We start from the raw sequence: 25,882 nt of genomic DNA, 5'->3' as shown, positions 1-25,882 counted from the left end.
CTGACGGAGGTTGTGGGCCGCGCCGAGATAGATGCCGAACACGATAATGCCGGCCAGGAAGGCCAGAAGGATCGGCGCGACAAGAGCAAATTCAACGGCCGAACTTCCTCGTTCGCATTGAGGAAGCAGCTTGTATGGATTTGCGGGGCCTCGGTGCGTGGACATGCAAGGGTTCGAGAACTTCGGTTGTTATATTCAACCCAGATAAGAATTCTGACAGTTTAAGAAAGTGTGAATGGATTGTGCGGTCCAATCGAGCGATTGTTGATTTCCGCTGAGAGTTGACCCGGCGGAGTCCGAAGTTTCGATCGAGAAGTGACCCGTGTCTGAACCCACCCCTGGCTTGGTGCCGGGGGTCATGGAGTGATTGACATGGCATTATAAAGCGTCATCCGGCGCTGGGCATTTCGAGAAGGGATGCCGATCCGGGAGATTTCGCGACGGACAGGATTATCGCGCAACACCATTCGCAAATATCTGCGATCGGACGCGCAGGATCCGGTGTATCGAGCGCCGGAACGGCCCAGCAGGTTTGACCCGTTCGCCGCAAAACTGTCAGGCAGGTTGAAGGCCGAGGCGAACCGGTCCCGTAAGCAACGGCGTACGGCGCGGCAGATGCACGCCGACTTGGTGCTCCTCGGCTATGACGGCTCCTACGGCAGGGTCGCGGCCTTTATTCGACGCTGGAAGGAGAACCGGCAGACCGAGCAGCAGACCACGGGACGCGGAACCTTCGTACCTCTGGTCTTCGCGCCCGGTGAAGCGTTCCAGTTCGACTGGAGCGAGGACTGGGCGGATCTCGCAGGCGAGCGCTTCAAGCTGCAGGGGGCGCACACCAAGCTCTCGCACAGTCGAGCCTTTGTCGTGCGCGCCTACCCGCTTCAGAGCCACGAGATGCTGTTCGACGCGCACGACCATGCCTTCCGCGTGCTCGGCGGTATCCCGGGTCGCGGCATCTACGACAACATGAAGACCGCCGTGGATCGGGTCGGCTCCGGCAAGGCCCGGCAGGTGAACGCGCGCTTCGCCGCCATGGCGAGCCACTATCTATTTGACACAACCTTCTGCAATCCCGCCTCAGGCTGGGAGAAGGGGCAGGTCGAGAAAAACGTGCAGGACGCGCGTCGCCGGCTGTGGCAGCTGCTCCCCAGCTTCGCCGATCTCGATGGGTTGAACGCCTGGCTTGAGATGCGCTGCATCGAGGCCTGGAAGGAGATCCCGCATAGAGATCTCCCCGGCACGCTCGCCAATGCGCGGAGCGCCAAGGTCGCGAGCCTGATGCCACTCGGGCGACCGTTCGACGGCTTCGTGAGCACACAAAGCGGGTCTCGCCGACTTGCCTCGTGCACTTCGAGCGCAACCGCTATTCGGTTCCGGCGTTGTCAAACAGCATTGAACATTGACCCTGGATCGGCGTCGAACTTTGGCCCTGACGCACTCTCGTTGATCATCAAGGCGAGAGACTGATCAGGCGAGCTTGCAGCAGGTCGATCTTGCCGCGACCGTTCATCTGCCGCTTCTCAAGCTTGAGTTTCGTGACCTGTCCCTCGGTCTGGCCGTTCGACTATGGGAGCATGATCGCGGCCTGAACTGCGGACCGATCTTGACCGATGCCGCGCGCGAAGGAGGCGACGAGACTTCCCTCGGCCCGCCTGAGCCATTCTTCGAATTGGCCGGGCTCGGTTCCTCGCACGATCGCCTGGAAGGAGACGACCACCTCGCGTGCCTCGACCAGCGCCGGTACCCCACCCTCGACCGCGGCCACCGTCAGCGTCTCCGCCTTAGTCAACCAGTCGCGATCCGTCGTCAGCAACCGCGCCAAGGTTCGCGCCGACGGCACACGCTGAAGCCGCTCGATGTTGGTCTGCTCCGCGCGTCGGCGGCGCGTCGCCCATTCCCCGACCACGCGAAGCGATCCTCGGAAGCCCTGCGCCCTCGCCATTCGCCAGACCTCGGTCGCATTGCGGCCGCCTGCGTCCCACTGGGCGTCGAGCCAAGGCAGATAGGCGTCGAGCGAGCTCTGGCGGACCCGGAAGACTTCCGTGCGCTCGCCGCGCAGGACCGCACGCACCACCTTGCGGCTGTGGCCCAGTCGCTGGCCGATCCGGCGGATCGGAACGCCTGCGTCGGCGAGCGCGCGGATGGCCACGTCCGACTCTTCCCGGTGCAGGTAACCCTCGTACTGGATGCGCTCGGCCGCGGTGAGGAGCGCCGGATCAAGGGTAGCTGCGCCAACGACCTCGCGAACCTGACGCATCGACCTGCGCACGGCGTCAAGGAAGCTGCGGCTGGCGTTCTCCATGAGGTGCCAGCGGTCGGCGACCTGGATAGCCTGCGGCAGAGCGCGGGCGATGGCCTCACCATATCCGCCGCCGCGGTCGCGGGCGACGATCCTGATCGAGGCGTTCTCCTTCAGCCAGGTCTGTGTGGTGGCCTGTTCGCGGTCCGGTAGGAGCGCTACGATGTAGCGGCGTTCGAGATCGCAGACCAGAGTGCCGTAGCAGTGGTTGAGTTGCCAGGCGAAGTCGTCAATGCCGATGACGCCGAGCGGATCGGACGGTGTCGTCGCCCGACGGCGTACGACGCGCAAAAGCGTATCGCGACTGACTGGCAGCATGAGACGCTGGGCGAGGCCCGCACCGGGCCGACCGCCGAGCGCGAGACCGAGGTGATGGACGATCTACTCCAGCCGCGCGGTGCGTCGCGCGAAGGCGGGCAGGACACCGTCAGGGAAGCGCTCGGCGAAGATCTTCCGGCCACAGGCAGCTGCGTCACACCAGAAGCGTCGTACGAAGACCTGGAGCTCGACGCGCCGGCCACCGAGCGGCAGGTCGGCAGCGCGGCGCCGGTAGCGGCTTTGGATGCGACGCGACGGGACACGGCAGTCGGGGCAGGGCATCTCCGCGGCTCTCGACCTCACAACCAGACCGATCCGGTCGGCGTCCATATCGTGATGATCGACAATGAATCCAGCGGGTAGGAGGCTCGACCGGAAGCGAGGGCGCATGCTGCGGCTCCATCATAGATGTCCGCAACCTCAACGCCGTCGGCGCAGCGAGAGTGAGTCAGAGCCAAAGTTGCACGCCGAAACACACCCTGGGCGGCTTGACGCCCCAAGCCTTCGCCCACCAAGCTGTCACAGCCCGAGAACTTGCGTAGGTCGTGGACCATAAACGGGGTCAACTCCAACATGGCTCGAAGCCATACCTCAGGGAGGACCATTTTTCAGGGGGCAGGCCATTGGAGTGTGGACTCCCTTAGCATCGAGATGCAATGACGATACTAAGCGCAACGGACTGCGCGTCCTAGGGTCAGATTAGCAGCGCATACCCCTAATCAGCACACTGAAGTGAGACAATTTTGGATCGCGCGTCAGGATATGTCTAAGTTGCATCACTAACGCCCGAGGATTCGGATCGAAATGGACGAAAATTCACGGAATATAGTTGACTCTCTTCAAGAACTGAATCGAAATTTGAAGCTCGCTAGCTTTTCTCAGATCGCTGACGCTATTGTAGAATCATTGAATATTCAAGAAACCCATACAATACTTGCATCAATGCTTGTAAATGCTCGTGTGCGTCACCTAAACGCAGATCTTGTTTCCAATTTAGCGAATAGCGAACGCGACGAATTTTCGGCAATAAGTAGCATAGACGCGCCGATCGGGATGATGTCAAGCGATGCTTCAGCTCTGTTGGGTCGCGAAGGGTATATGTTCCTGGTTGGAGGTTCCAATGACGTCCTTAGACAGTACTCAACGATGTGCAACGATGATGCCGACGTAGTTGCACAATGGTCTCGGCTGATAACAAATCGTATTGAGCGTGCGGCGAGTGAACGAGTTCGATACCATCATCTTATTATTCCGGAAAAAATCTCTATTATTCCCGAGCTTTTTCCAAGGCCAATCGCAAGCCCAACCCGCGTATTGGACCAGCTGGAACAGGTATTACTTAGGGAGCATGGAGGCAGCATTTATACCTCAGTGCGTGAAATATTCTGGAAACTCCGAGACCGAAAGAGTGTTTGTAGAAAGACAGATAGCCACTTGGCGCCTTTTGGTAGTTTCCTTATTTTCAAGTATATAATGCAAGAATTATTCTGTCATAATGTTGCCGATTACAAGTTTTCTGAGAACGGCTTTTCATACGGCGATCTGTCTTTTCGAATGCTGGGGTTATTTTTGCCGGAGCTCGAACATAAAGTCGACTTGTCTGGGCTCCCCCATTTTACGGCCAGGGCAACAAAGTCTGCTGAATTCGTGCCGGAAGATTGTTCCCATATGGGCAGGCGGCAGGTATGGCGAAACCCAGAAGCACCTATTAGAGAAAAGATTGTGGTATTCGGAAATTCTTACTTCAGCTTTGCTGAAAATGGACAGAGCACATTATCTTGGTGGTTCTCTCGCTGGTTCCAAGAGTTCCATTTTGTATGGACCAATGAAATGGATTGGGATTACGTTGCAGATCAGAAGCCGCAGGTTGTCATATGGCAAGGCACAGAGCGGTTTCTCAGAGTTGTGCCAGGTTGTTGATGCGACATTGGGCGATTGTGCGGCTCAGCACTACATGGACAGTTTGAAAGCGGGCTAGCGTTCTGATCCTGCAGCTTCATTGTAAGAGATGCACATGACCGAACGATTGTCAGAGTAGGATCTCGATGCGTGGCTCGCGCCGTTCATGGATGTGATGGGCGCAAGGAGCGGCGGACCTGGGCGCGGCTGTATCTGCGCGACCTGCTTGGCTCTGGGGATCGCAAGAGCCTGCAGCCGCTGGCGACGCGTTTCGGGCTGCCGGGCCACGACCATTTGCCGCATTTTATCGTCATCCCGGCCCGGGATGATGGCCCGCCTTGGGCGGAACTCGCCCGCACCGCGGACCGGACACCTCGAAGAACCATGCAGTTGCGGGGGAGTTGACCGGCGATTCGACGCTGCCTGCAGCGGTGACGTGATCGTACCAGCGTTCTTGCAGGCTGACGATGGTCGTGAGCGGGCACGGGGCGCCATCCCGAGGTTGGCATAAGCCGCGACTGGCCGGGCCACGTTCCAGAGGAAGCACTTAAGGTTGTAGCCGAAGTTGGCGAGCCCGATTTCGGTTCGGGCTCGAGCCAGACCGATGTGCGCACGAACAGGCCGAAGCGGTACTTCTGACCGGCGAACACCGTCTCGAGGGCGGATCGGACCTGGGAGCGGGCTCGGTTGGCCACGGTGCGCAGGCGGTGCGTGACGCGATCACCCGCACGATCACGAGTTTGCCGGAGCAACTGCGGCGCTCGCTAACCTGGGATCAGGGATCGGAAATGGTCTGGGCGCTTTTCACCGAATGGGTGCCGTAACTACCTCGTGGCCGAAGACTACGATGTTTTTGAACTATCTGATCGGATGCAGCTCTAGCTCTCCTTGGATCTTGCTTTGAAGACACGCACTCGGACCGTTTTTTGAATTCCGGTTTCGCGGACGGGTTGCGTTGTGACTGCCCCCTCATTGCCTAAGCTTAATCCACGGTGGGCAAGGCCGCTGGGTTTTGCTGCTTTTGCAAGATCTTGTGCGTTAATAAACGCGCTGTCCGGACCGAATACCTCAACCTTCTCGGCTCCACTCAGGCGGCGAGCCTCAGCAACTCTAAGTGCCTCCTGTGCTGACGAAGCAAGATTGAAAATACTGAGGCCTGTCCGCTCGGCCTTAATTGTAAACCCCATTCGGGCTACTCCTGATAATGCCGCAACGAGTATCGCTAACGCGCTAGATTGCCACTTTTGCTAATTCTTGGCCAGGTAGTCAATCTGCGATTTCAATTTTAAAAAAGGTAATGCAATTTCAGGCGCTTGCGATATAAAAGCGTCCGCTAATTTCTGTCTAATAATTCCGGTGCCTCATGGCCTACGCTTCAGCAGCCATTCACCAGTTTGCTCAGATAAGTGTGTTGCGGCCCAACGCGTTGATGAGTTTATCTCGATTAGGAGCAAACTGTCATCCTTGTCCATCATTGAGAGTAGATGGCTACTTAGATCTGATAGCGACATATCACTTTCAATCATCCAGGCCGAAGCGTGCGCCTGGTGTGCATCAGCCGCACGAAGATTCGCATAAAGACTTCCATAATCGTGTGAAACTGCCTTGATATCAAAGCTTGCTAGAAATATAGCCATTCTGTAGCCTGCGCCCGAACAAGACGATTCAGATTCTTACTAGCAGAAATTTCCGCGATCAAGATGCGGCTGCCGAAGCTCCTATCATGGTGGTGACCAGTGCTGTTCGCTTTGAATGGCCTAACATTCCGTGTAGCAGGAGAGGCAGGAAAGGTCGTCAGTTGAGATGCCGGAATGCGCCTCGTATCAGGCCGTGGGTCGCGAACCTGTCTTTTTAGGTGATTTATGCGCAGAGCCCAGGTATGTGCGATTCGTCGATCGTTCAACATATCGTCCCGATGGAGGAGGTGTGAATTATCAACTTGTAGTCGCTGTTCTCGGCGTGGTTGTGGGGGTGCCAATCGGGCTGTTTGGATTTATGCTGCTTGATGAGCGTCGAGGTCGTTTGGGTTGGCTTGTGTTGCTAATCGGTACTACGATCACCCTCGGCCCCGTAATAGTGGCTGCAATCTCACACTACCTCGAAACTGGAACGGGGCGTTACGAAGGTCGCTGAAGCTGCGCGAACAAGATTCGCGCGACGTCACTACTTTAGTTGAAAGGTTCTGGAAGCAATTTACGGCTCCCGAAGAATTTTTAGGATTGCTGTGTTGTGGCAGTTCTCTGCTCTGAGGTTGGCTTCCTATCGATTCTAATTTGCTCGAGATATGCATAAAGAGGGGCAGGAGCCAAATTGGTGACTTTCGCGACACGATCCGCAGCGCAAAAGCGGGTGCTGAATACAGGAAGCGGGCACTATCGTCCAGAAAAGCTGCACCAAGCTTTCCACGGTGGACGGTGGTCTGAAGTCCGGCTTGACATCGATTCTTCGGTTAAGCCTGACGTTGTAGGCTCCGTACGAGACATGCGGGCCTTCGCGTCTGATGGAAGCTACGATGCTATCTGGTCGTCACACAATGTTGAGCACTTACACTCACACGAGGTGAGTCCAACCTTCCGCGAATTCACCCGCGTGCTGAACCCTGAGGGATTCGCGCTCATTACGTGTCCCGATTTGGAGGCAGTGGCGCGGCTGGTCGCCGACAATCGAGAAGACGAGATTATGTACGTCTCACCTGCTGGGCCTATTACACCCCTTGATATGCTGTTCGGCCATTCGGCTTCGGTCGCAGCGGGTAATCATTTCATGGCGCACAATACTGGCTTTACAGCCGATAGATTGGGTCGGGTAGCACTGGCAGCCGGCTTCCGAGAAGTTCGAATTATGAAAGGCTCTTTTTGCGATATTTGGGCGCTCGCTTTGATGCCTAAAGCCAGATTAGATCAAATCACTCCACTGTTTGAAGGGACTGAGCAATTTAGCCTTGTCGGATGGGAATGAATCGCACTATTGTCTGAGGCAGCCGGCGATTGTGATGAATTTTCTTTTTGTTCACAACAATTTTCCGGCACAATTTCGTTTTGTCGCAGAGCACCTGGCGGGTGATGCGCGCAACCGCGTTGTTGCAATTGGTGCCGCGGGCTCGCGTGAACTACCTGGGGTTCAACTCGCACGATACTTTTTCGATGATCTCGGTCGTGCGTCAGTTCACCCGTTTGCGCGACGGTTTGACCGTGAGGCGAGAAGGGCAGAGCAAGTTCTATACGTTTTGAATTCACTTGATAATATTGCTTTTATTCCAGATGTTGTCGTTGGTCACAGCGGGTGGGGAGAGACCCTTCCACTGCGAGCTAAATACCCGAACGCTCATTTCGTCGCATACTGTGAATACTTCTACCGCGGCCGCGGTGGCGACGTTCACTTCGATCCTGAGTTCCCGGCCCTTGGAGTCGATGGGCTTACGCACCTGAGAGCGAAAAATGCCTCTCAACTAATCGCGCTAGCAGATTGCGATGCAGGGCTTTCGCCAACCCCGTGGCAGCGCTCAACCTACCCTCAGGAGTTCCAAGGGAAAATTGCGATCGCGCATGAGGGAGTTGATACGATTGCTGTTCGTCCAAACCCTTCGGCAACGTTTCGGCTTCCGACTGGTTCGATGCTCAATGCTGGTGCGGAGGTGCTGACCTATATGGCACGCAACCTCGAGCCGATGCGTGGTATTCACGTGTTCCTGCGTGCTCTTCCAGAGGTGATGCGACGGCGGCCTAACGCTCACGTTGTTGTTGTCGGAGGCCACGACGTCTCGTACGGTAGCTCCTCCCCGGATGGGCGCAGCTGGAAAGACGTTTTTTTTAGTGAGATAGAGTCCTATATTGACCCAAGGCGAGTGCACTTTTTAGGCGTCGTATCCTACGCAGACTATCTAACACTTCTGCAGGTCTCTCGTGTACATGTGTACCTTACCTACCCATTCACCCTCTCGTGGTCCTTGATTGAGGCTATGAGCACTGGCTGCCTAATCATCGCGTCGGATACAGCACCACTGCATGATGCAATTACGCATGGTCAGAACGGTCTATTAGTGCCCTTCTTCGACATTGACCGTCTTGCTGGAGCTATTAGCGAGTGCCTTTCTCGGCCAGAGGCGGGACTCTCGTTACGGCAGGCTGCGCGAGCGACGGCTGTAAATCGCTTTGATCGGCGCCAAGCTCTTTCTGCTCAGTTGCGCGTGATGCTACCGGCAAGAAAGTAGGATCTGTGCCCACCTGCCAGCCGTCAACTCGCAGCAGCGCGTTCACGCGGCGGTAGCCGTAGCGCCCGTACGCGGAACCAGAGCGATGATGGCGCGCGAAAGCGCATCCTCGTCCGCCAGCACGGCTGGCACGTAGCGTTGCGTTCCGCGGTGCTGACCAACGATCCGGCAAGGGTGATGATCCGAGAAGCCGTACTTCTCCCGGATCCCATCGACAGCCTGCTGACGTCGCTGACCCTGGCCCAGCAAACTGGTCCGCGCTGAGCGCAAGTTTTTCGTAAGCGCTGTTTTCAGGCCACGGCTTTGAGGACTGGCATTGTCGGGTAGGCCCATGGCAGCAGGTCGTCGAGCCGGCGCTGCGGGTGGCCCATGACGATACGGGTGATGACGTCGGTGAGGTAGGCGTGCGGCTCGACGCCGACGAGCTTGCAGGTCTCGATCAGCGAGGCGATCACGGGCCAATGCTGGCCGCCGCCGTCCGAGCCGGCGAACAGGGCATTCTTGCGGTTCAGCGCGAGGGGGCGGATCGCACGCTCGACGATGTTGGAGTCGATCTCGACCCGGCCGTCGTCGAGGAACAGGCGCAAGCCGGCCCAGCGCGACAGGGCATAGCGGATCGCATCGGCGAGTTTGCTCTTGCGGCTGACCAGGCCGAGCTTCTCGCGCAGCCACGGGTCCAGCGCCTCGATCACCAACCGGCTTCGCTCCTGACGCACGGCACGCCGCTCGTCGGCTGGGCGACCGCGGATCTCGGCTTCGACACGATAGAGCGCGGCGATGCGCGCCAGCGCCTCCGTGGCGATCGGCGAGATGACGGCGAACTCGTAGAAGGCGCGACGGACATGGCTCCAGCAATAGGCCAGCCGGATCGCGCTGCCCTTGGCCAGCACCTCGTAGGCCGCATAGCCATCGACCTGCAGCACGCCTTAGAACCCAGCCAGATGCGCTATCGGTCGGCCAGCGGTGCGATCGGGGGCGTAGACATAGGCGACACCGGGTGGATCGGATCCGCCCCAGGGCCGGTCGTCGCGGGCATAGGCCCAGAGCTGGCCGGTCTTGGTGCGTTCGCGGCCCGGATCGAGCACGGGTGCTGTGGTCTCGTCGGCAAACAGCTTTCCCGAGCGCTTCAGCGTGTCCAGCAACCGCTCGTGCACCGGACGGAGCAGGAAAGCGGCGCGTCCAACCTAGTTGGCGAGCGTCGAACGATCGAGGAGGACGCCCTGGCGGGCGAAGATCTGCGCCTGGCGATAGAGCGGCAGGTGGTCGGCGTATTTGGAGACGAGCACCTGCGCGACCAGCGCGTCGGTCGGCAAGCCGCCCTCGATCAGCCGCGCCGGGGCCGGAGCCTGCACGAACCCGTCCTCGCAGGTCCGGCAGGCGTTGCGCGGGCGACGGATCACCAAGGCCCGGATTGGAGCCGGCACCACGTCAAGGCGCTCGGACACGTCCTCGCCGATCTTGTGCCGCGCGCCCGAGCAGCACGGGCGGGCGGTGCCGTCGATGTCGACGAGGGTCTCGACCCGCGGCAGGTGGGCCGGCAGCGCCCCGCGGTTGGTATGGCGCTCGGCTCTCCGGGCCGCTCGTCTGGCCGGCTCGACCTCCTCGGCGGCAAACCCCGCGGCCTCGACCTGCTCGGCCTCTTCCAGCCCGAGCAGGAGCTGGTCCTCGGGCAGGCTCTCGGCACGGCGTCCGAAGCGGTGGCGCTGCATCGCCAGGATGATCTGGTGCAGCCGCTCGTTCTCGGTCTGCGCTTCGTCGAGCTGCGCCTTAAGCGTCTCGGGATCGTCGGATAGGGGTGGAGCAGGCTTGGCTATGAAGCGGATTAGAAGATATCCGCCAGTAGCTTACTATTGTAATAGGACCCGCGCGCCCGACCGTTTTGCTCACCCTGCCAGCGCTGGGGCGATGACCGTTCGAGCCGCGTGAACACGCTCCCAGTCGAGCCCTTCGAGCAGGGCCGCGAGCTGCGCCGCCGTGAGGCGTACGACGCCATCCGCTATCTTCGGCCAGCAGAACATCCTGGTCTCCAGGCGCTTGGTCGTAAGCGGTGTCTGGACGGTACCTTTCGGCAGGCGGTGTGACGGGGACATACGGAGCCGGGCAGGAGCTCCGTCACATGTCGATGTCAGGTCGTATGGCTATGTCGGAGCCGGTCCGGCGGCTTGAACTGTTCACCGGTGCCGGCCGGAGACGAACGTGGTCGCAGGATGAGAAGGCGGCCATCGTCTCCGAGAGTGCGGCGTCGACGATCTCGATCAGTGCGGTCGCGCGGCGGCATGGCCTGAGCGTCTCGCAGCTGTTCACGTGGCGGCGCTTGGCCCGTCAAGAAGCGGCGGGCGATCGGCGCTCCGAGTTGCGGTTCGTGCCAGCCGTTCTGATGTCGGAACCACTGGAGCCGACACCTGTCGAGGCGAAGGCTGAGCCACATCGACGAGCGGCCTGCACTGGGATCGAAGTCGAGGTGGGCGGCGTCCTGGTGCGCGTCGGGCCGGACGCGGGCGAGGCTCAGATCGCGGCAGTGATCCGGGCGCTGAAGGCCACGGCATGATCGGGCCGTCCGGTGCGGTGCGCGTGATGATGGCCACGCGGCCGGTGGACTTCCGCAAGGGCATGGACGGGTTGGCCGCCCTGGTGCGGGATGCGATGGGCGCGGATCCGTTCTCCGGCACGGTCTACGTGTTCCGCTCAAAGCGAGCGGACAGGGCCAAGCTCTTGTTCTGGGACGGGAGTGGGGTGGTTCTGGCGACCAAGCGCCTGGAGGCCGGTCAGTTCTGCTGGCCGAAAATCGAGGATGGCGTCGTACGCCTCACGGCAGCGCAGCTCGCGGCTTTGCTTGAAGGGCTCGACTGGAAGCGTGTTCACGCGGTTCGCACGGTCATCGCCCCAGCGCTGGCAGGGTGAGCAAAAAGGTCGAACGCGCGGGCCCCATTACGATGGTAAGCTTCTGGCGGGTATGCTTTAATCCGCTTCGTGGCTAAGCCTGCTTCATGCCTGTCCGACGATCCCGAGACGCTCAAGGCGCAGCTCGTCGAGGCGCAAGCCGAGAACGAGCGGCTGCGCCAGATCATCCTGGCGATGCAGCGCCACCGCTTCGGACGCCGGGCCGAGAGCCTGCCCGAGGACCAGCTCCTGCTCGGGTTGGAAGAGGCCGAGCAGGTCGAGGCCGCGGGCTTTGCCGCCGATGAGGCCGAGCCGGCCAAGAAGGCGGTCTGGGTCGGCAAACGTCGCACCAACCGCGGGGCGCTCCCAGCTCATCTGCCGCGGGTCGAGACCCTCGTCGACATCGACGGCACCGCCCGCCCGTGCTGCTCGGGCGCGCGGCACAAGATCGGCGAGGACGTATCCGAGCGCCTCGACGTGGTGCCGGCGCAGTTCCAGGTTTTGGTGATCCGCCGCCCGCGCTACGCCTGCAGAGCCTGCGAGGACGCGTTCGTGCAGGCCCTGGCCCCGGCGCGGCTGATCGAGGGCGGTCTGCCCACCGACGCGCTGGTCGCTCAGGTGCTTGTTTCCAAATACGCCGACCACCTGCCGCTCTATCGCCAGGCGCAGATCTTCGCCCGCCAGGGCGTCGTCCTCGACCGTTCGACGCTCGCCGACTGGGTCGGGCGCGCCGCCTTCCTGCTTCGGCCGGTGCACGAGCGGTTGCTGGAGACGCTGAAGCGCTCGGGCAAGCTGTTTGCCGACGAGACCACGGCGCCCGTGCTCGATCCCGGGCGCGGGCGCACCAAGACCGGCCAGCTCTGGGCCTACGCCCGTGACGACCGGCCCTGGGGCGGATCCGATCCACCCGGTGTCGCCTACGTCTACGCCCCCGACCGCACCGCGAGCCGACCGATCGCGCATTTGGCTGGGTTCGAAGGCGTGCTGCAGGTCGATGGCTATGCGGCCTACGAGGTGCTGGCCAAGGACGGCGCGATCCGGCTGGCCTATTGCTGGAGCCACTCACGGCGGCTGTTCTACGAACTTGGCCCCGCCTCGCTGATCGCCACGGAGGCGCTGGCGCGCATCGCTGCGCTCTATCGGATCGAAGCCGAGATCCGCGCTCGCCCGGCCGACGAGAGACGTGCCGTGCGTCAAGAGCGAAGCCGGCCCGTGATCGAGGCGCTGGAGCCATGGCTGCGCGAGAAGCTCGGCCTGGTCAGCCGCAAGAGCAAACTCGCCGATGCGATCCGCTACGCCCTGTCGCGCTGGGCCGGCATGAGCCTGTTCCTCGACGATGGCCGGGTCGAGATCGACTCCAACATCGTCGAGCGCGCGATCCGACCCCTGGCCTTGAACCGCAAGAATGCGCTTTTTGCCGGCTCGGACGGCGGCGGCCAGCATTGGGCGGTGATCGCTTCGCTGATCGAAACCTGCAAGCTCGTCGGCGTCGAGCCGCACGCCTACCTCGCCGACGTCATCACCCGCATCGTCGAGGGCCATCCACAACGTCGTCTCGACGACCTGCTGCCATGGGCCTACCCGGTCATGCCAGCCCTCAGAGCCGTGGCCTGAAAACAGCGCTTACGCTTGGTCGCCAGGACCAACCCGCTCCCGTCCCACAACGAGAGCTTCGCCCTGTCGGCGCGCTTCGAGCGGAACACGTAGACCGTGCCGGAGAACGGATCCGCGCCCATCGCATCCCGCACCAGGGCCGCCAACCCGTCCATGCCCTTGCGGAAGTCCACCGGCCGCGTCGCCATCATCACGCGCACCGCACCGGACGGTCCGATCATACCGTGCCCTTCAAAGCCCGGATCACCGCCGCGATCTGAACCTCACCGGCGTCCGGCCCGACGCGCACCAGGACGTTACCCACCTCGACTTCGATCCCAGTGCAGGCCGCTCGTCGATGGGACTCAGCCTTCACCTCGACAGGCGCCGGTTGGGGGCCGATCAAGGCTACCCGCACGGTCGCGGACTTCTGCGACACGCTTGAACAAATCCTCGGACGATTCACACCGAATGAATGCCACAACTATCCCGTCGCCACAGGCTACGATGCTTTTGACCCAACCTGATTGGATGAAGCTCTAGATGCTGATCGGGGGAAAGATGACATTTACGTTCTGCAGCCAGGATCGAAGCGCCAGGGCGCGGTGCCGGGCTTGAGCGAAAGAGAAATAATTTTCGGCAAGTTCAACCACGGCATTGCTTCCCCGGAAACTATTGGGCTCACTATCTACGAAACGCTGGACCGCTGCAGCTGAAACAGGATTCTCACAGAATAAATACGTCAATGCATGGTCCGACTCAAATCGCGACACGACTAGAAACACCCGGATAGAGCCAGTAGCGTTCCAATCGTTGGGTCGTGCGACTGAGCGACTGTCTGCTTCTTTGGATCTGTCACTGTTGCCGACACGCACGACGACAACATCTGACGAGTAATTCTGATCATTAGACATAGGCGAGGAACCATCTCTCATCCGACAAGTAACGGCGTATTAAGGCATAGCTTTAACATCTTAAGAGGTGTCCAGCGGATCGCTCGGAACTAGCTCCCTAGGAGCCCTGACGCAAGCACAGGACCGCGATACCGCAGGTATGTGCTCCGTCGACGAAAAGGGTGGAAAAGGACCTGGGCCGATAACGTGATCCCTACACAGCCCACCTCCCCAGAAGCTTCTCAGGATCAGCTGCTTGCCGCCAGCCTAACTTAATCGCGACCTCCATTCCATAGGCAGTTCGCCGCCCTTTCAGACGATACCATCCCCAGCGGATCATCGGGAACGCAAATCAGTCAGAAGGGCTGAACGCGCCTAATTGCCTCGGGTTCAGTTCCGGAAGAGCGGTGTTGAATCAATCGCTTAGCAAGAGTTGCGGTTCCATTTGTTCTAACTTCTCATTCTATTACGCCCTAGTAAATTCGAGTATGCCTCACCTGCTTTGATCTACCGCTAATTTTACACACGATATGGGTGTCATCCGGTTCGTAGCGAGTCCGAATGCGTTCAGGGCACGTTAGATGTGACTAATTTATGATCGCTACAAAATGTGCACCCTATAGCACTGCGGGAAAGATCGTTATGATTAGAAATGCGGTTAGTATGCAAACTTTAGATTATGCTACAATTTGTTTGGGTTTTGTAGCAGTGATCATGTGCGGGTCGATAGTTTTTATCGGTTATAGAATAGCACGAAAGAACAGCGAGCTCTCAGCGAACTTAGAAGCAGCCAAAATTCAAATCTTTGAGGCGCGAGGACGGGCTGATGCGGCGGAGCAACGTGCACAGGAGGCGCAAGTGGGGTACGAACAACTGCGGGAGCTTCTCGAGCGTCTCCGAATGGCACTCACGATAGCGCCTGCTGAGCAGCAGGATGTCAGTACTCAAGTGCCAACGACTTCAGCCGGCTCGGCACGCCTGCTCAGCGCAGAGCAGCGCATCAGGATGATCAGCTATCTCAAGGGCTACTCAAACCAGTTGAGCGTCACGATGGGGGTGCTTGTTGAACCAGAGGCATTTTCCTATGGAACGCAAATTGCCGATGCGTTACGAGCGGGCGGTGTTCGAGTCTCCGTCAGTCGAGTGCAGTCCTTCGCCATTGCCAACGCACCAGAAGAGTTTTTGTATGGGATCCGTTTCATCTTAAATTGCCCTGAGCCCATTCGGAAAGCCCTTGAGTGTGCCGGGCTTCAAGCACATTCCAGTTGGGTCACTCCCGACGGAGCAGAGCTATATATTGGGCTAAAGACGATTGAGCCTTAAGTAAGGCAAGGTCGGCGCACATCAACAATACGGCGCTTCCGGGCGAACCTTCCTAAATCGACAGACATCGTCGCCTGTTGCCTGATACCGGTCAAGGCTTATTTATAAACGAGCACTGGCTCGCAAGTATTCTTCCAAAGTAACATCACAATTGAGAGAGCGTTATGATCGTGATATCGGTTGTCCAACAGAAGGGTGGGGTCGGCAAGACCACGTTAACGGTCAACCTGGCAGGTGAACTCAAATCACGTGGAAGCAGGGTTGTTGTTATCGACGCGGATCCGCAAGGTTCTGCTGTGGCGTGGTCAGCCCCGCGAAAGCTCGGCTTTGAAGTGCTGCCGCAGATTCTCGATACAGGCAAACTCGCGCCGTGGATCCGAAGTGTGCTCAAGCAATCCGCTGATTATGTCATCATTGATACTCCGTCGGGACTGGGCCCCGTTTTTGACGCGGCGATCGATATTTCAGACCTGATTATTGTTCCGTGTGGGCCGTCCAGCCTGGACCTGAATGCCGCTCGCGTCACCTTCACGCGCATTGCCGATGCCTTGCGTAAGGATCCAGGCCTCAAAGTGCGTGTGGTGACCGTCCCAACGCGTGTGGAGGCACAAACGCCGGAAGGCCAGCACATCGCAAGCGAACTCGAGGGCTTCGGTGAGGTAGTCGGGCCTCCCCTCAGTCACGATCCCTACTTCGTCCGGGCGTTCACGCAAGGCGTTTCGGTGAGAACCGCCGCCCCAGCGAGCAATGCGGCCGGCGAAATCCGCGGCCTGACCGACTTTTTGCTCGAACGCCTGCGCGCATCCTGACCGCAACCGCGGAATGGGTGAATACCACTGGATCGAGGCCCAAGGACGTTGGGCTCAAGCTTTATAAATGGCCGCAAGGCTCAAGGCGCTGGCAAATTCGAGGCCAGCGCGTTAGCCCGGCTACTTCGGGAGTTTGCACGCGACCAAGCGGGTTTTCCGTATGCCACGCAGCTGCGGGTCGGACGCACATCCTTATCCTATCCACTTGTAATAGACTGTGGTTTGCTGGACACCAGTACCTCGTTGCAATCGCGTCGGAGGCGCAACGGCACTGGTCACTGCGGCTGTCTATCCCCGCGTTTCCGACGCACCAATGGAATTGGTGAATTATGACACCGCTCCGAATAGAAGGATTGCCGGAGTGTCTCTTCAGCCATTCTGCCCGAGGAACGGATGATGCTTCCCACACCCGCGCGGACGCCGGTGAGTATCACCTACTCTGAGCGACGGTCGAGAGCACTTGATATTGCAATGGGGCAAATGCGGAACACATAGCATTCGCAGCAACCTTACGCGATGCCGGAGACCTGAAACGTCGAAGTTTTCATCCCTGTTAGCTCTCCGAGCAATCGCGACGCATTTGGCAGCCCCTGCAACGCTGCATTCTCAAGAAACGTGCTAGCCCTCTCCACATCGACTGGCGCCCCAGTGCCATTAAGAAGCATGACTGCGGCATTGTATTGAGCTAGCGCGTGCCCGCCGTTTGCAGCGGCGATGTAGTGCGCGAGGCCTGTAGCCACGTCTTCGGTGGTCCGGTTTCGTTGACAAAAATGTACACCAAGGGCAAAGTGCGCTTCCGCGTCCCCGAGAGCAGCAGCTTTCTGCAGGAGGCGCTCCGCACGAGGGTTATCCTGAGGTAAGCGAGCACCGGAGAAGAGTTCGGCCGCGAGGCTTCTCATCGCCGACGTATCACCAGCCCTTGCTGCGCCCTCGATTACGTTGACGGCGACGTGCAGCGATTCAGCGGGGAGCCGGTCCTCGGCGATTCTGGTGAGGAGAAACTCAGCGGCCAGGACGTTATGCTTTTCCGTCGCCCGTGTAAGCAACTCGACCGCTCGCACGACGTTGGTTGAGCCCCCTTCACGCAACATCAACTGTGCCAGCGCGAACTCCGCTTCTGAACTGTCCTGCGCCGCTGCTGTTTCGAGTAGTTCGCGGCCGGCCTCGATATCCTCGCCCTCGACGCGGCCCGAAGCCAGCAGTGCTCCCAAGCGCACCTGCGCCTGAGGCAATCCGCCATCAGCAGCAACGCGCAACCACTTCAAAGCAAGATTGAGATTGGTGGAGACGCCCTGTCCATTCTCGTAGAATATACCCAAGTTGTAAGCTCCGACGGCGTGACCGTTAGTGGCACAGAACTCGAAGTAGCGGACTGCGTTTGCCAAATCACGCGGCACGCCCTCGCCCTGGGCAAAGAAACAACCAATCTGGAATTGAGATTGGACGTGACCTGCATCAGCTGCGCGCCGAAACCACTGGGCCGCCTCCCGCAAATCAGGTCGAACGCGGTCACCGCGGCTGTAGACGTCACCAATGAGGAATGCCGCGCCCACGTGGCCCGCCTTCGCCGCCTTGCGGAGCAGCTCTAGAGCTTGTTCGGGGTCGCTTTCTGGCGCAAGCTGAGTAAGCTGCACATACGCTAGCTCGTAGATGGCTTCAGGATGGTGCTGATTCGAAGCGATTGAGAAATAATGTTCAGCCTCTGTCAGATCTGACTTGGGCCCCTGCTTCAGCGCCAAACCCATGTTGTAGGCGGCAGAGGCGTTACCCAGGTCAGCAGCTCTGCGCAGCCACCCACGCGATGCGACTGCGTCATGCTCCGGCTGGTCTGTTGCCCCGTAAAATTCAGCCAGACCAAACGCTGCTTGAGCGATGTCGTGCTCAGCGGCCGCGTTGAGATACCGGAGCGCTCCAGCCCGATCCGATGCACAGCCGATTCCTTTGAGCAGCAGCCACCCTAGGTTTGCTTGCGCCTCCGGCTTGCCTCTCTCGGCGGCTCGGCTAAGCCAGTCATAAGCCCGCTCATTGTCTTTCCGCGACACCGCACCGCGCGGGAAAACCAGGTCGGGCAGATGGCTGTTATGCTGAGCTGCTGCCATCGCCCAGCGCGCTGAAGGACCAACACACCAGCCAGCGTCATGATCGGCGAGCAGAAGCACGCCAAGCTCGAATTGCGCCTCGGTGTGTCCAGCTTCGGCGGCCTGTTCGTACCAGCGCATCGCTTCGCTTCCGGAGCGCACACAGCCGCGTCCAACTCGGTAATTCGCTCCAACACGAAACTGCGCCGCTGTGTGACCGAGCTTAGCTGCCGCTACGAAGCGCCTATGAGCCGCGGCAAAGTGCCCATTCCGTGCATGTCGTTCAGCGCGCCAGTGCTGATAATTCGCAATCACCCGCCTTGCTCCGTGCATGGACGCCCGATCCTCAAGGCTCACGCATTGACTCAGTCACGCTTCGGGTTGCGCCTGAGATCAGATATCCAAGCACTGAACGTTCACCGATATGGATATCGACCGAAAGGGACATGCCGGGAATGAGGCGAAACCCTGCCGGTACACGCGTGAAGTTCAAGTTTTCAACCGCGACCCGCGCCCTGTAGTACGGCTCTACCGGTTTTCCATCTTCATCACTAGAAAAGGATCCCTCGCTTACCCAGCTCAGACGTCCATGCGCCATTCCATGCTCAACAAACGGGAACGCATCCACCTTGATCGTCGCGCGATCACCAGCCCGAATAAAGCCGATCTCGCGCGCCGAGATGTTGATCTCGGCTTCGATGGGGGAATCGATAGGTACGATCGTCATGAGAGTCTCGCCCTCTTTTAGAATGGATCCAACCGATGCTCTCGCCCGCATTAGCACGATCGCGTCCTCAGGAGCGTAAAGCCGCACAAGGTCCTGGTGGCGCCGGGCTTTGGATAGCTGCGCCACAACGGTGTCGCGCGTGCCTTCGGCCGTCACAAGGTCTTGACTGCTCTGCGACATCCATTGCTGTACGAAGGCCTCCCGATCCGCCCGCAGGGATGCCAACTGGTGCATAGACTCCGCGAGACTGTTGCGTCCGTTTTCCATAGTCCGCAGCATCTCAAGCCGAGCATCGCTTGCGATGAGCAAATTGAGTAGGCTGCCGGCTTGCTTCTCGACGAGCTGCTGCCGCATCCCTTCGATCTGCTGTGAAATTTTTTCGCGCTCCCCATAACGGGCCTCATCGCCTTGCAGGCGCTTGATGGTGGCCTGTGTTTGCGCGATTTTCTGATCGAAACTTGCGACTTGCGAATTGAGCTGAGCGGCACGCTGATCGAAAAGCGCTTTTTGTAAGAGAGCGTATTGATCCTTGGCCGGATTTTTCACATCAGGAGTGTACAGTTCGCCCTTCTGCTCGGCCTTGGCTCGGTCGATCTGCGCCTCCAGGCTCGCGCGTTGTTTCTCAAGTTGTTCAACGTCAGCAGCGGCGAAGGTTGCGTCCAGCGTAGCCAGTAACTGACCCTTCTTCACTCGATCTCCCTCACGGACGTCCAGCGTCTTGATGATGGAGGTTGTGAGAGATTGGAACAAGACAGTGCCTTGTGCCGGTACGATCTTCCCCCGGTCGCTGGTGACGACGCGGTCGACCCGCGCAATGGCAGCGAACCCGATCGATATCGTGACAAGGAGGGCCAGAACAAAGGTCGTGGCCCGAAGAGCCACTGGCTCTGGGGCTTCTCGGATCTCGGCGGTTTCTGACTGAAAGCGCCGCAACATTGCGTCTGTGGATTGCTTTGCCATCTGCGCCTTCTCAGCTCACCAGCCGGAGCTTCGGATCAGCCGTTTCCCGGACAGCCGCATTCTGCTGGTTCCAGAGCTCGCGATAGACGTCGCAGCGACCCAGCAACTCGGCGTGCTTCCCAACATCATGGACGCGTCCGCGCTCAAGCACCAGGATCGCGTCTGACGACACCAGGGACGACAGGCGGTGAGAGATCACGATCACCGTACGCCCTTCTGAAATTCGCCGAAGGTTGGCGTTTACAATCGCTTCGCTGTCTGGATCGAGTGCGCTCGTGGCTTCGTCAAGGATCAAGATCTGCGGGTTCGTGATCAGTGCGCGCGCGATCGCAAGGCGTTGGCGCTGCCCGCCTGAAAGATTGTTCGAGCCCTCGTTGATGTAGGTCTCGTAGCCCCTTGGAAGTCGGTCGATAAATTCCTCAGCGCCCGCCAGTCTAGCCGCTCTGACCACCTCCTCAAAAGTGGCGTCGGGCTTCGCAGCTATGAGGTTTTCCTTGATGGTTCCCGAAAACAGATAGTTGTCTTGCAGGACAACACCCAGATTACTTCTAAGATGGTCAAGGGCGTATTCCCGGACGTCGATGCCGTCTATCTTGATCAGCCCGTGGAAATTTGTATGCAAACGCTGCAGAAGCCGGGTTACGGTAGTTTTTCCAGATCCACTCCGGCCCATGATTCCGAGTGTAGTGCCGGTTGGGATCTCGAAAGACACTTGGTTAAGTGCCGGACTCGTAGAGCCAGTGTAGGCGAAGTTCACTGATGAAAACTCAATGTGCCCAATAAGCGGCTGACGCACGCCTTGGCCAACTCGCGCGTCCTCGGAGCCGTTGTTGACCATATTGCCAACCAGAGACACGGATGACTTTGCCTCTTCGTATTGTTCCATAAGTTGAGCAAGCTGCCGCAGCGGACCGGCGACCCTCTGACTAAGTAGTAAGAACACAAAAATTTCCGCAACGGCACCAGTGTCCTTTGAGCTCATGGCAAGAAAGACACCGATCGCCAGGATACCGCTCTGCATGAAGCGGTCGATGGGAACGATCACTGATTGAATAAGATTTGCGAGATTTCCCTCAGCGATTCGAAGCTTTGCGGCCTCGGCGACGTGGACGTCGTATTGGTGGCTCTGTCTTGGCTCGAGGGCGAGGGACTTGACCGTCCTAATACCTTGCAACGTCTGCACGAGGAAAGAACCCCGGCGTCCTTCCGAAGCCATAAGCGCACTCGTACGTCTCCCAAAAGCTGGAAGCATGACGGCGGTCCAAATGGCGATCAACGCGCAGCACCCCAGCACAACCGCAGTGAGCAAAGGGCTGATAAAGAACATAATAGGAATGAAGAAAAGCAAGCATATACTATCGAGAACGGTACCAAATAGTTGGTTCGCCAAAAACGTTCTGATCTTTGAGACTTCACTCATGTTTCGTGCGATTAGCCCAACCGGTGTCGTCTCGAAGAATTCTACCGGCTGACGAATTACGCGATCGAAGATATAAGTGCTAAGTTTAACGTCAACGCGCGTGGTGAGGTGTAGGAGAAGCGCGCGACGCACAGTGGTGAATACAGTTTCAAATACGGTGCAGATGACAAGAGCGATGCATAGTACTGTGAATGTATTCATTGCTGAATGCATCAGTACCCGATCAGTCATGAGCCTGAAAAACAAAATGGGAATGAGAGCGAGCAGGCTGAGAAAGCAGGCTGCGATCACTAGATCGCGTAATATTCTACGCTCACGAAAAATCAACGAAGCAATGAACTTTAGACCAAAAGGCTGCTCTTCATCGCGAATGCTGTAGTCGCGTTTAATAAGTAGTATATCGCCCCGCCATATCCCTTCGAAGCGAACCCGATCGAGGATTAAGGGAGCATCTTCCGGGGCTGATGGATCCTGCAAAACAACGTGCTCATCCGCATTCGATGAGCGAACCGCCCGCAAAACCATTGGCGTTCCATCAGCCAGGAAAACGATCGCCGGTAAAGCGCGCTCAAGCTTTGCGAGATGGCTCCACCGAAGTGTCGTATTCTTACCGTGTAGACCTGCTCGGCTGGCGCAGCGCGCGAGAACAGACTGCGTAATAGACTGCTGCGTAAGCTGATTGTCGTGTGTGAGTTGCTCGACTGACAGGTGGATGCTGTGCTGACGCGCCACCAAAACGAGGCATTGCAGAGCAAGCTTACCCGTTTCCCCATCAACCTTAATCGTCAAGCTTGTCTGATGCTTCGACATGTAATTGACGTTCCCGAGCACAAGTCTGCAGCTCTTGTCAGCCTGAGAAAACAAAACGGGCGTTTCAAATCAAGCTAACTGCGGTCTTAGAAGCTGATTATGGTCAATCTCTGACCAAAAAAGAAGGGGCGGCAAAGCCGCCCCTTCTTTATTCGTCAACCCGGGCCTGTGACGCCTGTAGGTTGTCCTATGTGCCCGAAGTGAACTTGTGGCTCGAACCGTCGCCGTAGTTGACAGTGTCAATTCCGGACACTGTGATTATCGACGACGAGCCGGATGCGTTGGTATACGTGAGCGTATTTGCGCCCCCCGACACGCCGTAGGACACATCGCTGTCCTTCAGATTGGCGATGACAAGAAGATCCTGGCCGCCGCCGCCCACGATTGTGTCGTTACCTCCCGCCTTCGAGAGATAGAAGAAATCGTCGCTGCTCGTACCATTCAGCTGAGCATTGCCCGTCTTTGTGTCGACGAAGGTTGAGCCGCCGGCTCCGCCAAAGAGAGAATCGTTGCCAGTGCCAGCATACAGGGTATCGCCGGAACCATACGCAATAAGCCTGTTGTCTCCTGCAACGGCTGTCAGTGTGTCTGCGCCGATTCCGCCGGTGAGGGTGTCGTGCCCTGATGCAGAGAAGCTCGTCACGAGGGAATTGCCGCCCGTGCCTGCAGTGAGGTTTGACTGACCGCCTCCGTAGAGCGTGTCGTGACCGGCGCCGCCCTGCAGGATGTTGGCCCCAGAACCCGCGATGAGCGAGTTGTTGCCGCTCGCCGCTGACAGCGTGTCCGCTCCACTTCCGCCGTATAGCTGATCAGTGCCGCCGGAAGCCCGGAGCAGATTGTTGCCGTTCGTGGAAATGAGGGTGTCATTGCCGGCACCACCCGTCAGTGTGTTCTGTCCCCCAGCCGAGGTCATCAGATAGTTTCCACCGCTGCCGGCGAAGAGTTGACTGTTTCCGCCGCCAAACAGGGTATCATGGCCCGAACCGCCTTGTAGGATATTGGCGCCGGAGCCGGCGAAGAGGACGTTGTCGCCGTTAAGAGCGGTCAGTGTATCTGCGCCCGTGCCGCCGTAGAGTAGGTCCGTGCCGGTACCCTGTGCGAAGAGGCGATTATTGCCGTTGATTGCAATGAGCGTGTCGTTCCCCCCACCTCCGGTCAGGGTGTTGCTACCCCCGGCCGCATTAAAGAGGAAGCTTCCGTTGACGCCGGCGAGCATGTTGCTGTTGCCACCGCCAAATAGGGTGTCGTGGCCGGAGCCTCCCTGAAGCAAGTTCGCCCCGGAGCCCGCGCGCAGGATGTTGTCGCCGCTGATGGCCGTCAAGGTGTCGGCGCCGGTGCCGCCGTAAAGCTGATCCGTGCCGCCATTCGCCGTCAGGGCATTGTTGCCGCTCGTTGCAACTAGTAAGTCATTACCTCTGCCGCCAATGAGCGTGTCGCTGCCACCGGCAGCCGTGAAGAGATAGGCGTCGCCGGAGCCCCCAATGAGCTTACTTGCACCACCACCGAACAGGGTGTCGTGTCCAGAGCCAGCCTCAAGTACGTTCGCCCCCGAGCCTGCGCGCAGTATGTTGTCGCCGCTAATGGCCGTCAGAGTGTCGGCGCCGATGCCGCCGTAGAGCTGATCTGAGCCGCCATTCGCTGTCAGAGCGTTGTTGCCGCTTGTCGCGACTAGAAGGTCATTACCGCTGCCGCCTATGAGCGTGTCGCTGCCACCGGCAGCCGTGAAGAGATAGGCGTCGCCCGAGCCCCCAAGGAGCTTGCTCGCACCGCCACCGAACAGGGTGTCGTGGCCCGAGCCAGCCTGAAGCAGGTTCGCCCCCGAGCCTGCGCGCAGGATATTGTCGCCGCTAACGGCCTTCAGGGTGTCGGCGCCAGTGCCGCCGTAAAGCTGATCCGTGCCGCCACTTGCGGTGATCAGATGGCTTCCGCCCGACAAACCGGCCACGAGCGTATCGTTGCCCGCGCCGCCCGTGATGGTGTTGTTGCCAGCATTGCCAGTGATGAACGCACTGCCAGAACCAACAATCACGCGAACGGCCGATTGACCTTCAAGCGTAATGGTGCTGGCTTCGTTCCCAGTAGCGATCACCAAGTTGTTCGTTGGGCCAACGTTCAGCCTCTGGGAGTCGCCATTGGCAACGAGGAGTTCTGTGCCTTTGCCTGACAGATCAATAGCAATAGAGCTACCGGACGTGTCGAACTGTGTAGTCTTATAATAGCTGACTGCGTTATCGCCGATCAACGCTCCGGCATCAATCAGCGCCTGCCTAACGGCAGCCGAGATCGACGGATCGTCGTTCAAGGCAACGGCGTTGTCTAAGTCTGCTTGACCCGTCTCGTAATTGCCCACTACTGCCATGATTCAGCCCCAGCTGCTTAGTTGGTTGTAGAAATTGTTTCAAAACTCGAGTTCATCGTGACAGCGATGAACGAAATACGCGGACTCGGTCAGCCCGGGGCTGCTGAAGCCTCTTCTCTTGCGAACGAGGCTGATTTGTGGCCGACGCGCCCATTTGAGGATTCGCTGCCAGCGAAACCTTGAGGCCGACTAGGGGGTCAATCTCGGCAGGGCTCAAAAGCTCAACAGCAGAGCCTTGCTTTGTCTCGATATTGGCGCCGAGGAACAGCCCACTGACGTTTAACGTGTAATCTCGAGAAGACTGGCCGGTGAGACGCACGCGAAAACCAACAATTGGTTTGTGCATACCTCGCGTTCCGACAAAATTCGTCTGTCCGGCCCATGGTGTCCAACCGCCTTTGCTGTCGCCGATGAGGACCTGGTACTCTAGCGAGAGGTCATTGTCGCCGCGCTGAAGTTGCAGAGCTATCCCTTCAATGGGCGCCGGGGCGTCAGGGCCCGCCAGCCAGATGTCGCTTCCGACGGTGATGTCGCCCCGCCGCGAGACGTGGCCAAGCACAGAGATTTCCGGGTCCCCGCCAGCTTTGCTGCCACGCCCATGTTGGATGGAACCCGTCGTGGAGTCATGAGCTAGTGGTTCGAGCTCCAACTCGGCCTCTCCATTTCTAGAGCCGGCGCGCGGGCGAACAATCACCCGGACCTCACCTACATGTTCTGCACGGATAACGAGACAGCCTCCGGGCCTGCCAATGATACCCGGATCCTCGAACGGCGACGACACGAGGATAATCGAACGCGCATGCTCTGGCGGGACACGCACTTCAATTGTCGGATGTTCACCGGTGCCAACTGAGCGCTTATAACGAAGTAAATAGAAACCAGCGGGGAAGTTTATTACGCTTTCTCGCTCACTCATGGCAAATCCAAGTTTCCGACTTTCCCCGAGCGAGCCTCGCGCTTCCCCGTTTCTGTTATGCTGAGTCGAGCTCCTACGTCAATTGAGAAACAGGCGGCCGGGGCCGGGTTGATTTTGGATGTGACGCAATGTTGCTCATTTACCCCAGTTTCCCTGCCCAGCTTCACGGGCGCCTTTGATAAAACATAGAGAGGCACGGGGACCTTTAGCAGGGTGTTGAAGAAGTCGGCCATCGGCGGGCGATGAGGGGGATTTCGTCGCCGCGGTGGACGCGGATTTCGCCGCGAAGCGAGCCGTCGGCCTGGACCTCGGCCGATCCCGAGCCGCAGACCGGGTCCATCTCGTCATTGCCGTTCCAGTCGAACGCGATGGCGGCGCGATCACTCCC

16 protein-coding genes and 7 pseudogenes are annotated in these 25,882 nt (G+C 58.9%); 10 read left to right on the top strand and 13 right to left on the bottom strand.

Going from position 1 to position 25,882, the window contains the following annotated elements:
* Positions 1–165, bottom strand: a 165-nt coding sequence (locus MKK58_RS02900) for a TadE/TadG family type IV pilus assembly protein (RefSeq protein WP_243910669.1), incomplete at its 3' end; no start/stop codon positions are given.
* A 252-nt stretch (positions 166–417) separates the two neighbouring features.
* Here MKK58_RS02900 and istA point away from each other — a divergent pair.
* Positions 418–1,379: pseudogene (istA, locus tag MKK58_RS02895) on the top strand (IS21 family transposase); the annotation flags it as partial.
* A 71-nt stretch (positions 1,380–1,450) separates the two neighbouring features.
* On the opposite strand, the pseudogene MKK58_RS02890 reads toward istA, so the two are convergent.
* Positions 1,451–3,007, bottom strand: a pseudogene (locus tag MKK58_RS02890) (ISL3 family transposase).
* A gap of 414 nt (positions 3,008–3,421) precedes the next feature.
* Between MKK58_RS02890 and MKK58_RS02885 the strand changes: the two are divergent.
* The 4 genes and pseudogenes from MKK58_RS02885 to MKK58_RS02865 all read left to right on the top strand — a co-directional run bounded on the left by MKK58_RS02885 (position 3,422) and on the right by MKK58_RS02865 (position 8,726).
* Positions 3,422–4,537: a hypothetical protein gene (locus tag MKK58_RS02885; protein WP_243910668.1), complete on the top strand. Its 1,116-nt coding sequence runs from the start codon at positions 3,422–3,424 to the stop codon at positions 4,535–4,537.
* Positions 4,538–4,682: 145 nt separating this feature from the next.
* A pseudogene (locus MKK58_RS02880) lies at positions 4,683–4,885 on the top strand (transposase); the annotation flags it as partial.
* Positions 4,886–6,829: 1,944 nt separating this feature from the next.
* Positions 6,830–7,474 carry a class I SAM-dependent methyltransferase gene (locus MKK58_RS02870; RefSeq protein WP_243910667.1) on the top strand — a complete coding sequence of 215 codons (645 nt, stop codon included), beginning with the start codon at positions 6,830–6,832 and terminating at the stop codon, positions 7,472–7,474.
* 34 nt (positions 7,475–7,508) lie between these two features.
* Positions 7,509–8,726, top strand: coding sequence for a glycosyltransferase (locus tag MKK58_RS02865; protein ID WP_243910666.1), 1,218 nt, complete (start codon positions 7,509–7,511; stop codon positions 8,724–8,726).
* Between the two features lies 1 nt (position 8,727).
* Here the strand turns inward: MKK58_RS02865 and MKK58_RS02860 are convergent.
* The 3 genes and pseudogenes from MKK58_RS02860 to tnpB (MKK58_RS27060) all read right to left on the bottom strand — a co-directional run.
* Positions 8,728–8,960 (bottom strand): annotated as a pseudogene (locus MKK58_RS02860) (IS3 family transposase); the annotation flags it as partial.
* A gap of 56 nt (positions 8,961–9,016) precedes the next feature.
* Positions 9,017–10,540 (bottom strand): annotated as a pseudogene (gene tnpC, locus MKK58_RS02855) (IS66 family transposase).
* A 69-nt stretch (positions 10,541–10,609) separates the two neighbouring features.
* Positions 10,610–10,816: an IS66 family insertion sequence element accessory protein TnpB gene (tnpB, locus tag MKK58_RS27060; protein ID WP_409565174.1), complete on the bottom strand. Its 207-nt coding sequence runs from the start codon at positions 10,814–10,816 to the stop codon at positions 10,610–10,612.
* Between the two features lie 26 nt (positions 10,817–10,842).
* On the opposite strand from tnpB (MKK58_RS27060), the gene tnpA reads away from it, so the two are divergent.
* The 3 genes from tnpA (at position 10,843) to tnpC (MKK58_RS02840) (ending at position 13,220) form a co-directional block, all read left to right on the top strand.
* Positions 10,843–11,274, top strand: coding sequence for an IS66-like element accessory protein TnpA (gene tnpA, locus MKK58_RS02850; RefSeq protein ID WP_243910665.1), 432 nt, complete (start codon positions 10,843–10,845; stop codon positions 11,272–11,274).
* Positions 11,271–11,627, top strand: coding sequence for an IS66 family insertion sequence element accessory protein TnpB (tnpB, locus tag MKK58_RS02845; RefSeq protein WP_147815157.1), 357 nt, complete (start codon positions 11,271–11,273; stop codon positions 11,625–11,627). Before tnpA ends, tnpB (MKK58_RS02845) begins: the two co-directional genes overlap by 4 nt.
* 69 nt (positions 11,628–11,696) lie before the next feature.
* Positions 11,697–13,220 carry an IS66 family transposase gene (tnpC, locus tag MKK58_RS02840; protein ID WP_243910664.1) on the top strand — a complete coding sequence of 508 codons (1,524 nt, stop codon included), beginning with the start codon at positions 11,697–11,699 and terminating at the stop codon, positions 13,218–13,220.
* Positions 13,221–13,234: 14 nt separating this feature from the next.
* Here the strand turns inward: tnpC (MKK58_RS02840) and tnpB (MKK58_RS02835) are convergent.
* Positions 13,235–13,441 (bottom strand): annotated as a pseudogene (gene tnpB, locus MKK58_RS02835) (IS66 family insertion sequence element accessory protein TnpB); the annotation flags it as partial.
* Positions 13,438–13,638 (bottom strand): hypothetical protein, encoded by a 201-nt coding sequence (locus MKK58_RS02830; protein WP_243910663.1) that lies wholly within the window; start codon positions 13,636–13,638, stop codon positions 13,438–13,440. The pseudogene tnpB (MKK58_RS02835) and the gene MKK58_RS02830, both read right to left, overlap by 4 nt.
* A 1,117-nt stretch (positions 13,639–14,755) precedes the next feature.
* Here MKK58_RS02830 and MKK58_RS02825 point away from each other — a divergent pair.
* Positions 14,756–15,415 (top strand): hypothetical protein, encoded by a 660-nt coding sequence (locus MKK58_RS02825; RefSeq protein WP_243910662.1) that lies wholly within the window; start codon positions 14,756–14,758, stop codon positions 15,413–15,415.
* 164 nt (positions 15,416–15,579) lie between these two features.
* On the top strand, positions 15,580–16,224 hold the full coding sequence (locus tag MKK58_RS02820) for a ParA family protein (protein WP_243910661.1): 645 nt from the start codon (positions 15,580–15,582) through the stop codon (positions 16,222–16,224).
* Positions 16,225–16,733: 509 nt separating this feature from the next.
* On the opposite strand, the gene MKK58_RS02815 is transcribed toward MKK58_RS02820, so the two are convergent.
* The 6 genes and pseudogenes from MKK58_RS02815 to MKK58_RS02790 all read right to left on the bottom strand — a co-directional run.
* The gene (locus MKK58_RS02815; RefSeq protein ID WP_279578194.1) at positions 16,734–18,635 is read right to left on the bottom strand and encodes a tetratricopeptide repeat protein; all 1,902 of its coding nucleotides are present in this window, start codon (positions 18,633–18,635) and stop codon (positions 16,734–16,736) included.
* Between the two features lie 13 nt (positions 18,636–18,648).
* The gene (locus MKK58_RS02810) at positions 18,649–19,989 is read right to left on the bottom strand and encodes an HlyD family type I secretion periplasmic adaptor subunit (protein WP_243910659.1); all 1,341 of its coding nucleotides are present in this window, start codon (positions 19,987–19,989) and stop codon (positions 18,649–18,651) included.
* A gap of 10 nt (positions 19,990–19,999) precedes the next feature.
* Positions 20,000–22,219, bottom strand: a complete 2,220-nt coding sequence (locus tag MKK58_RS02805; protein WP_243910658.1) for a peptidase domain-containing ABC transporter — start codon at positions 22,217–22,219, stop codon at positions 20,000–20,002.
* Between the two features lie 187 nt (positions 22,220–22,406).
* The gene (locus MKK58_RS02800) at positions 22,407–24,578 is read right to left on the bottom strand and encodes a beta strand repeat-containing protein (RefSeq protein ID WP_243910657.1); all 2,172 of its coding nucleotides are present in this window, start codon (positions 24,576–24,578) and stop codon (positions 22,407–22,409) included.
* Positions 24,579–24,630: 52 nt separating this feature from the next.
* Entirely contained in the window at positions 24,631–25,494 is an 864-nt protein-coding gene (locus MKK58_RS02795) for a hypothetical protein (RefSeq protein ID WP_243910656.1), read from the bottom strand.
* 205 nt (positions 25,495–25,699) lie between these two features.
* Positions 25,700–25,882: pseudogene (locus MKK58_RS02790) on the bottom strand (hypothetical protein); the annotation flags it as partial.

The organism is Methylobacterium sp. J-078, from assembly GCF_022829285.1.
Classification (GTDB): Bacteria; Pseudomonadota; Alphaproteobacteria; order Rhizobiales; family Beijerinckiaceae; genus Methylobacterium.
The sequence above is the reverse complement of the archived record's forward strand: the minus strand, read 5'-3'. Positions and strand labels throughout refer to the sequence as shown.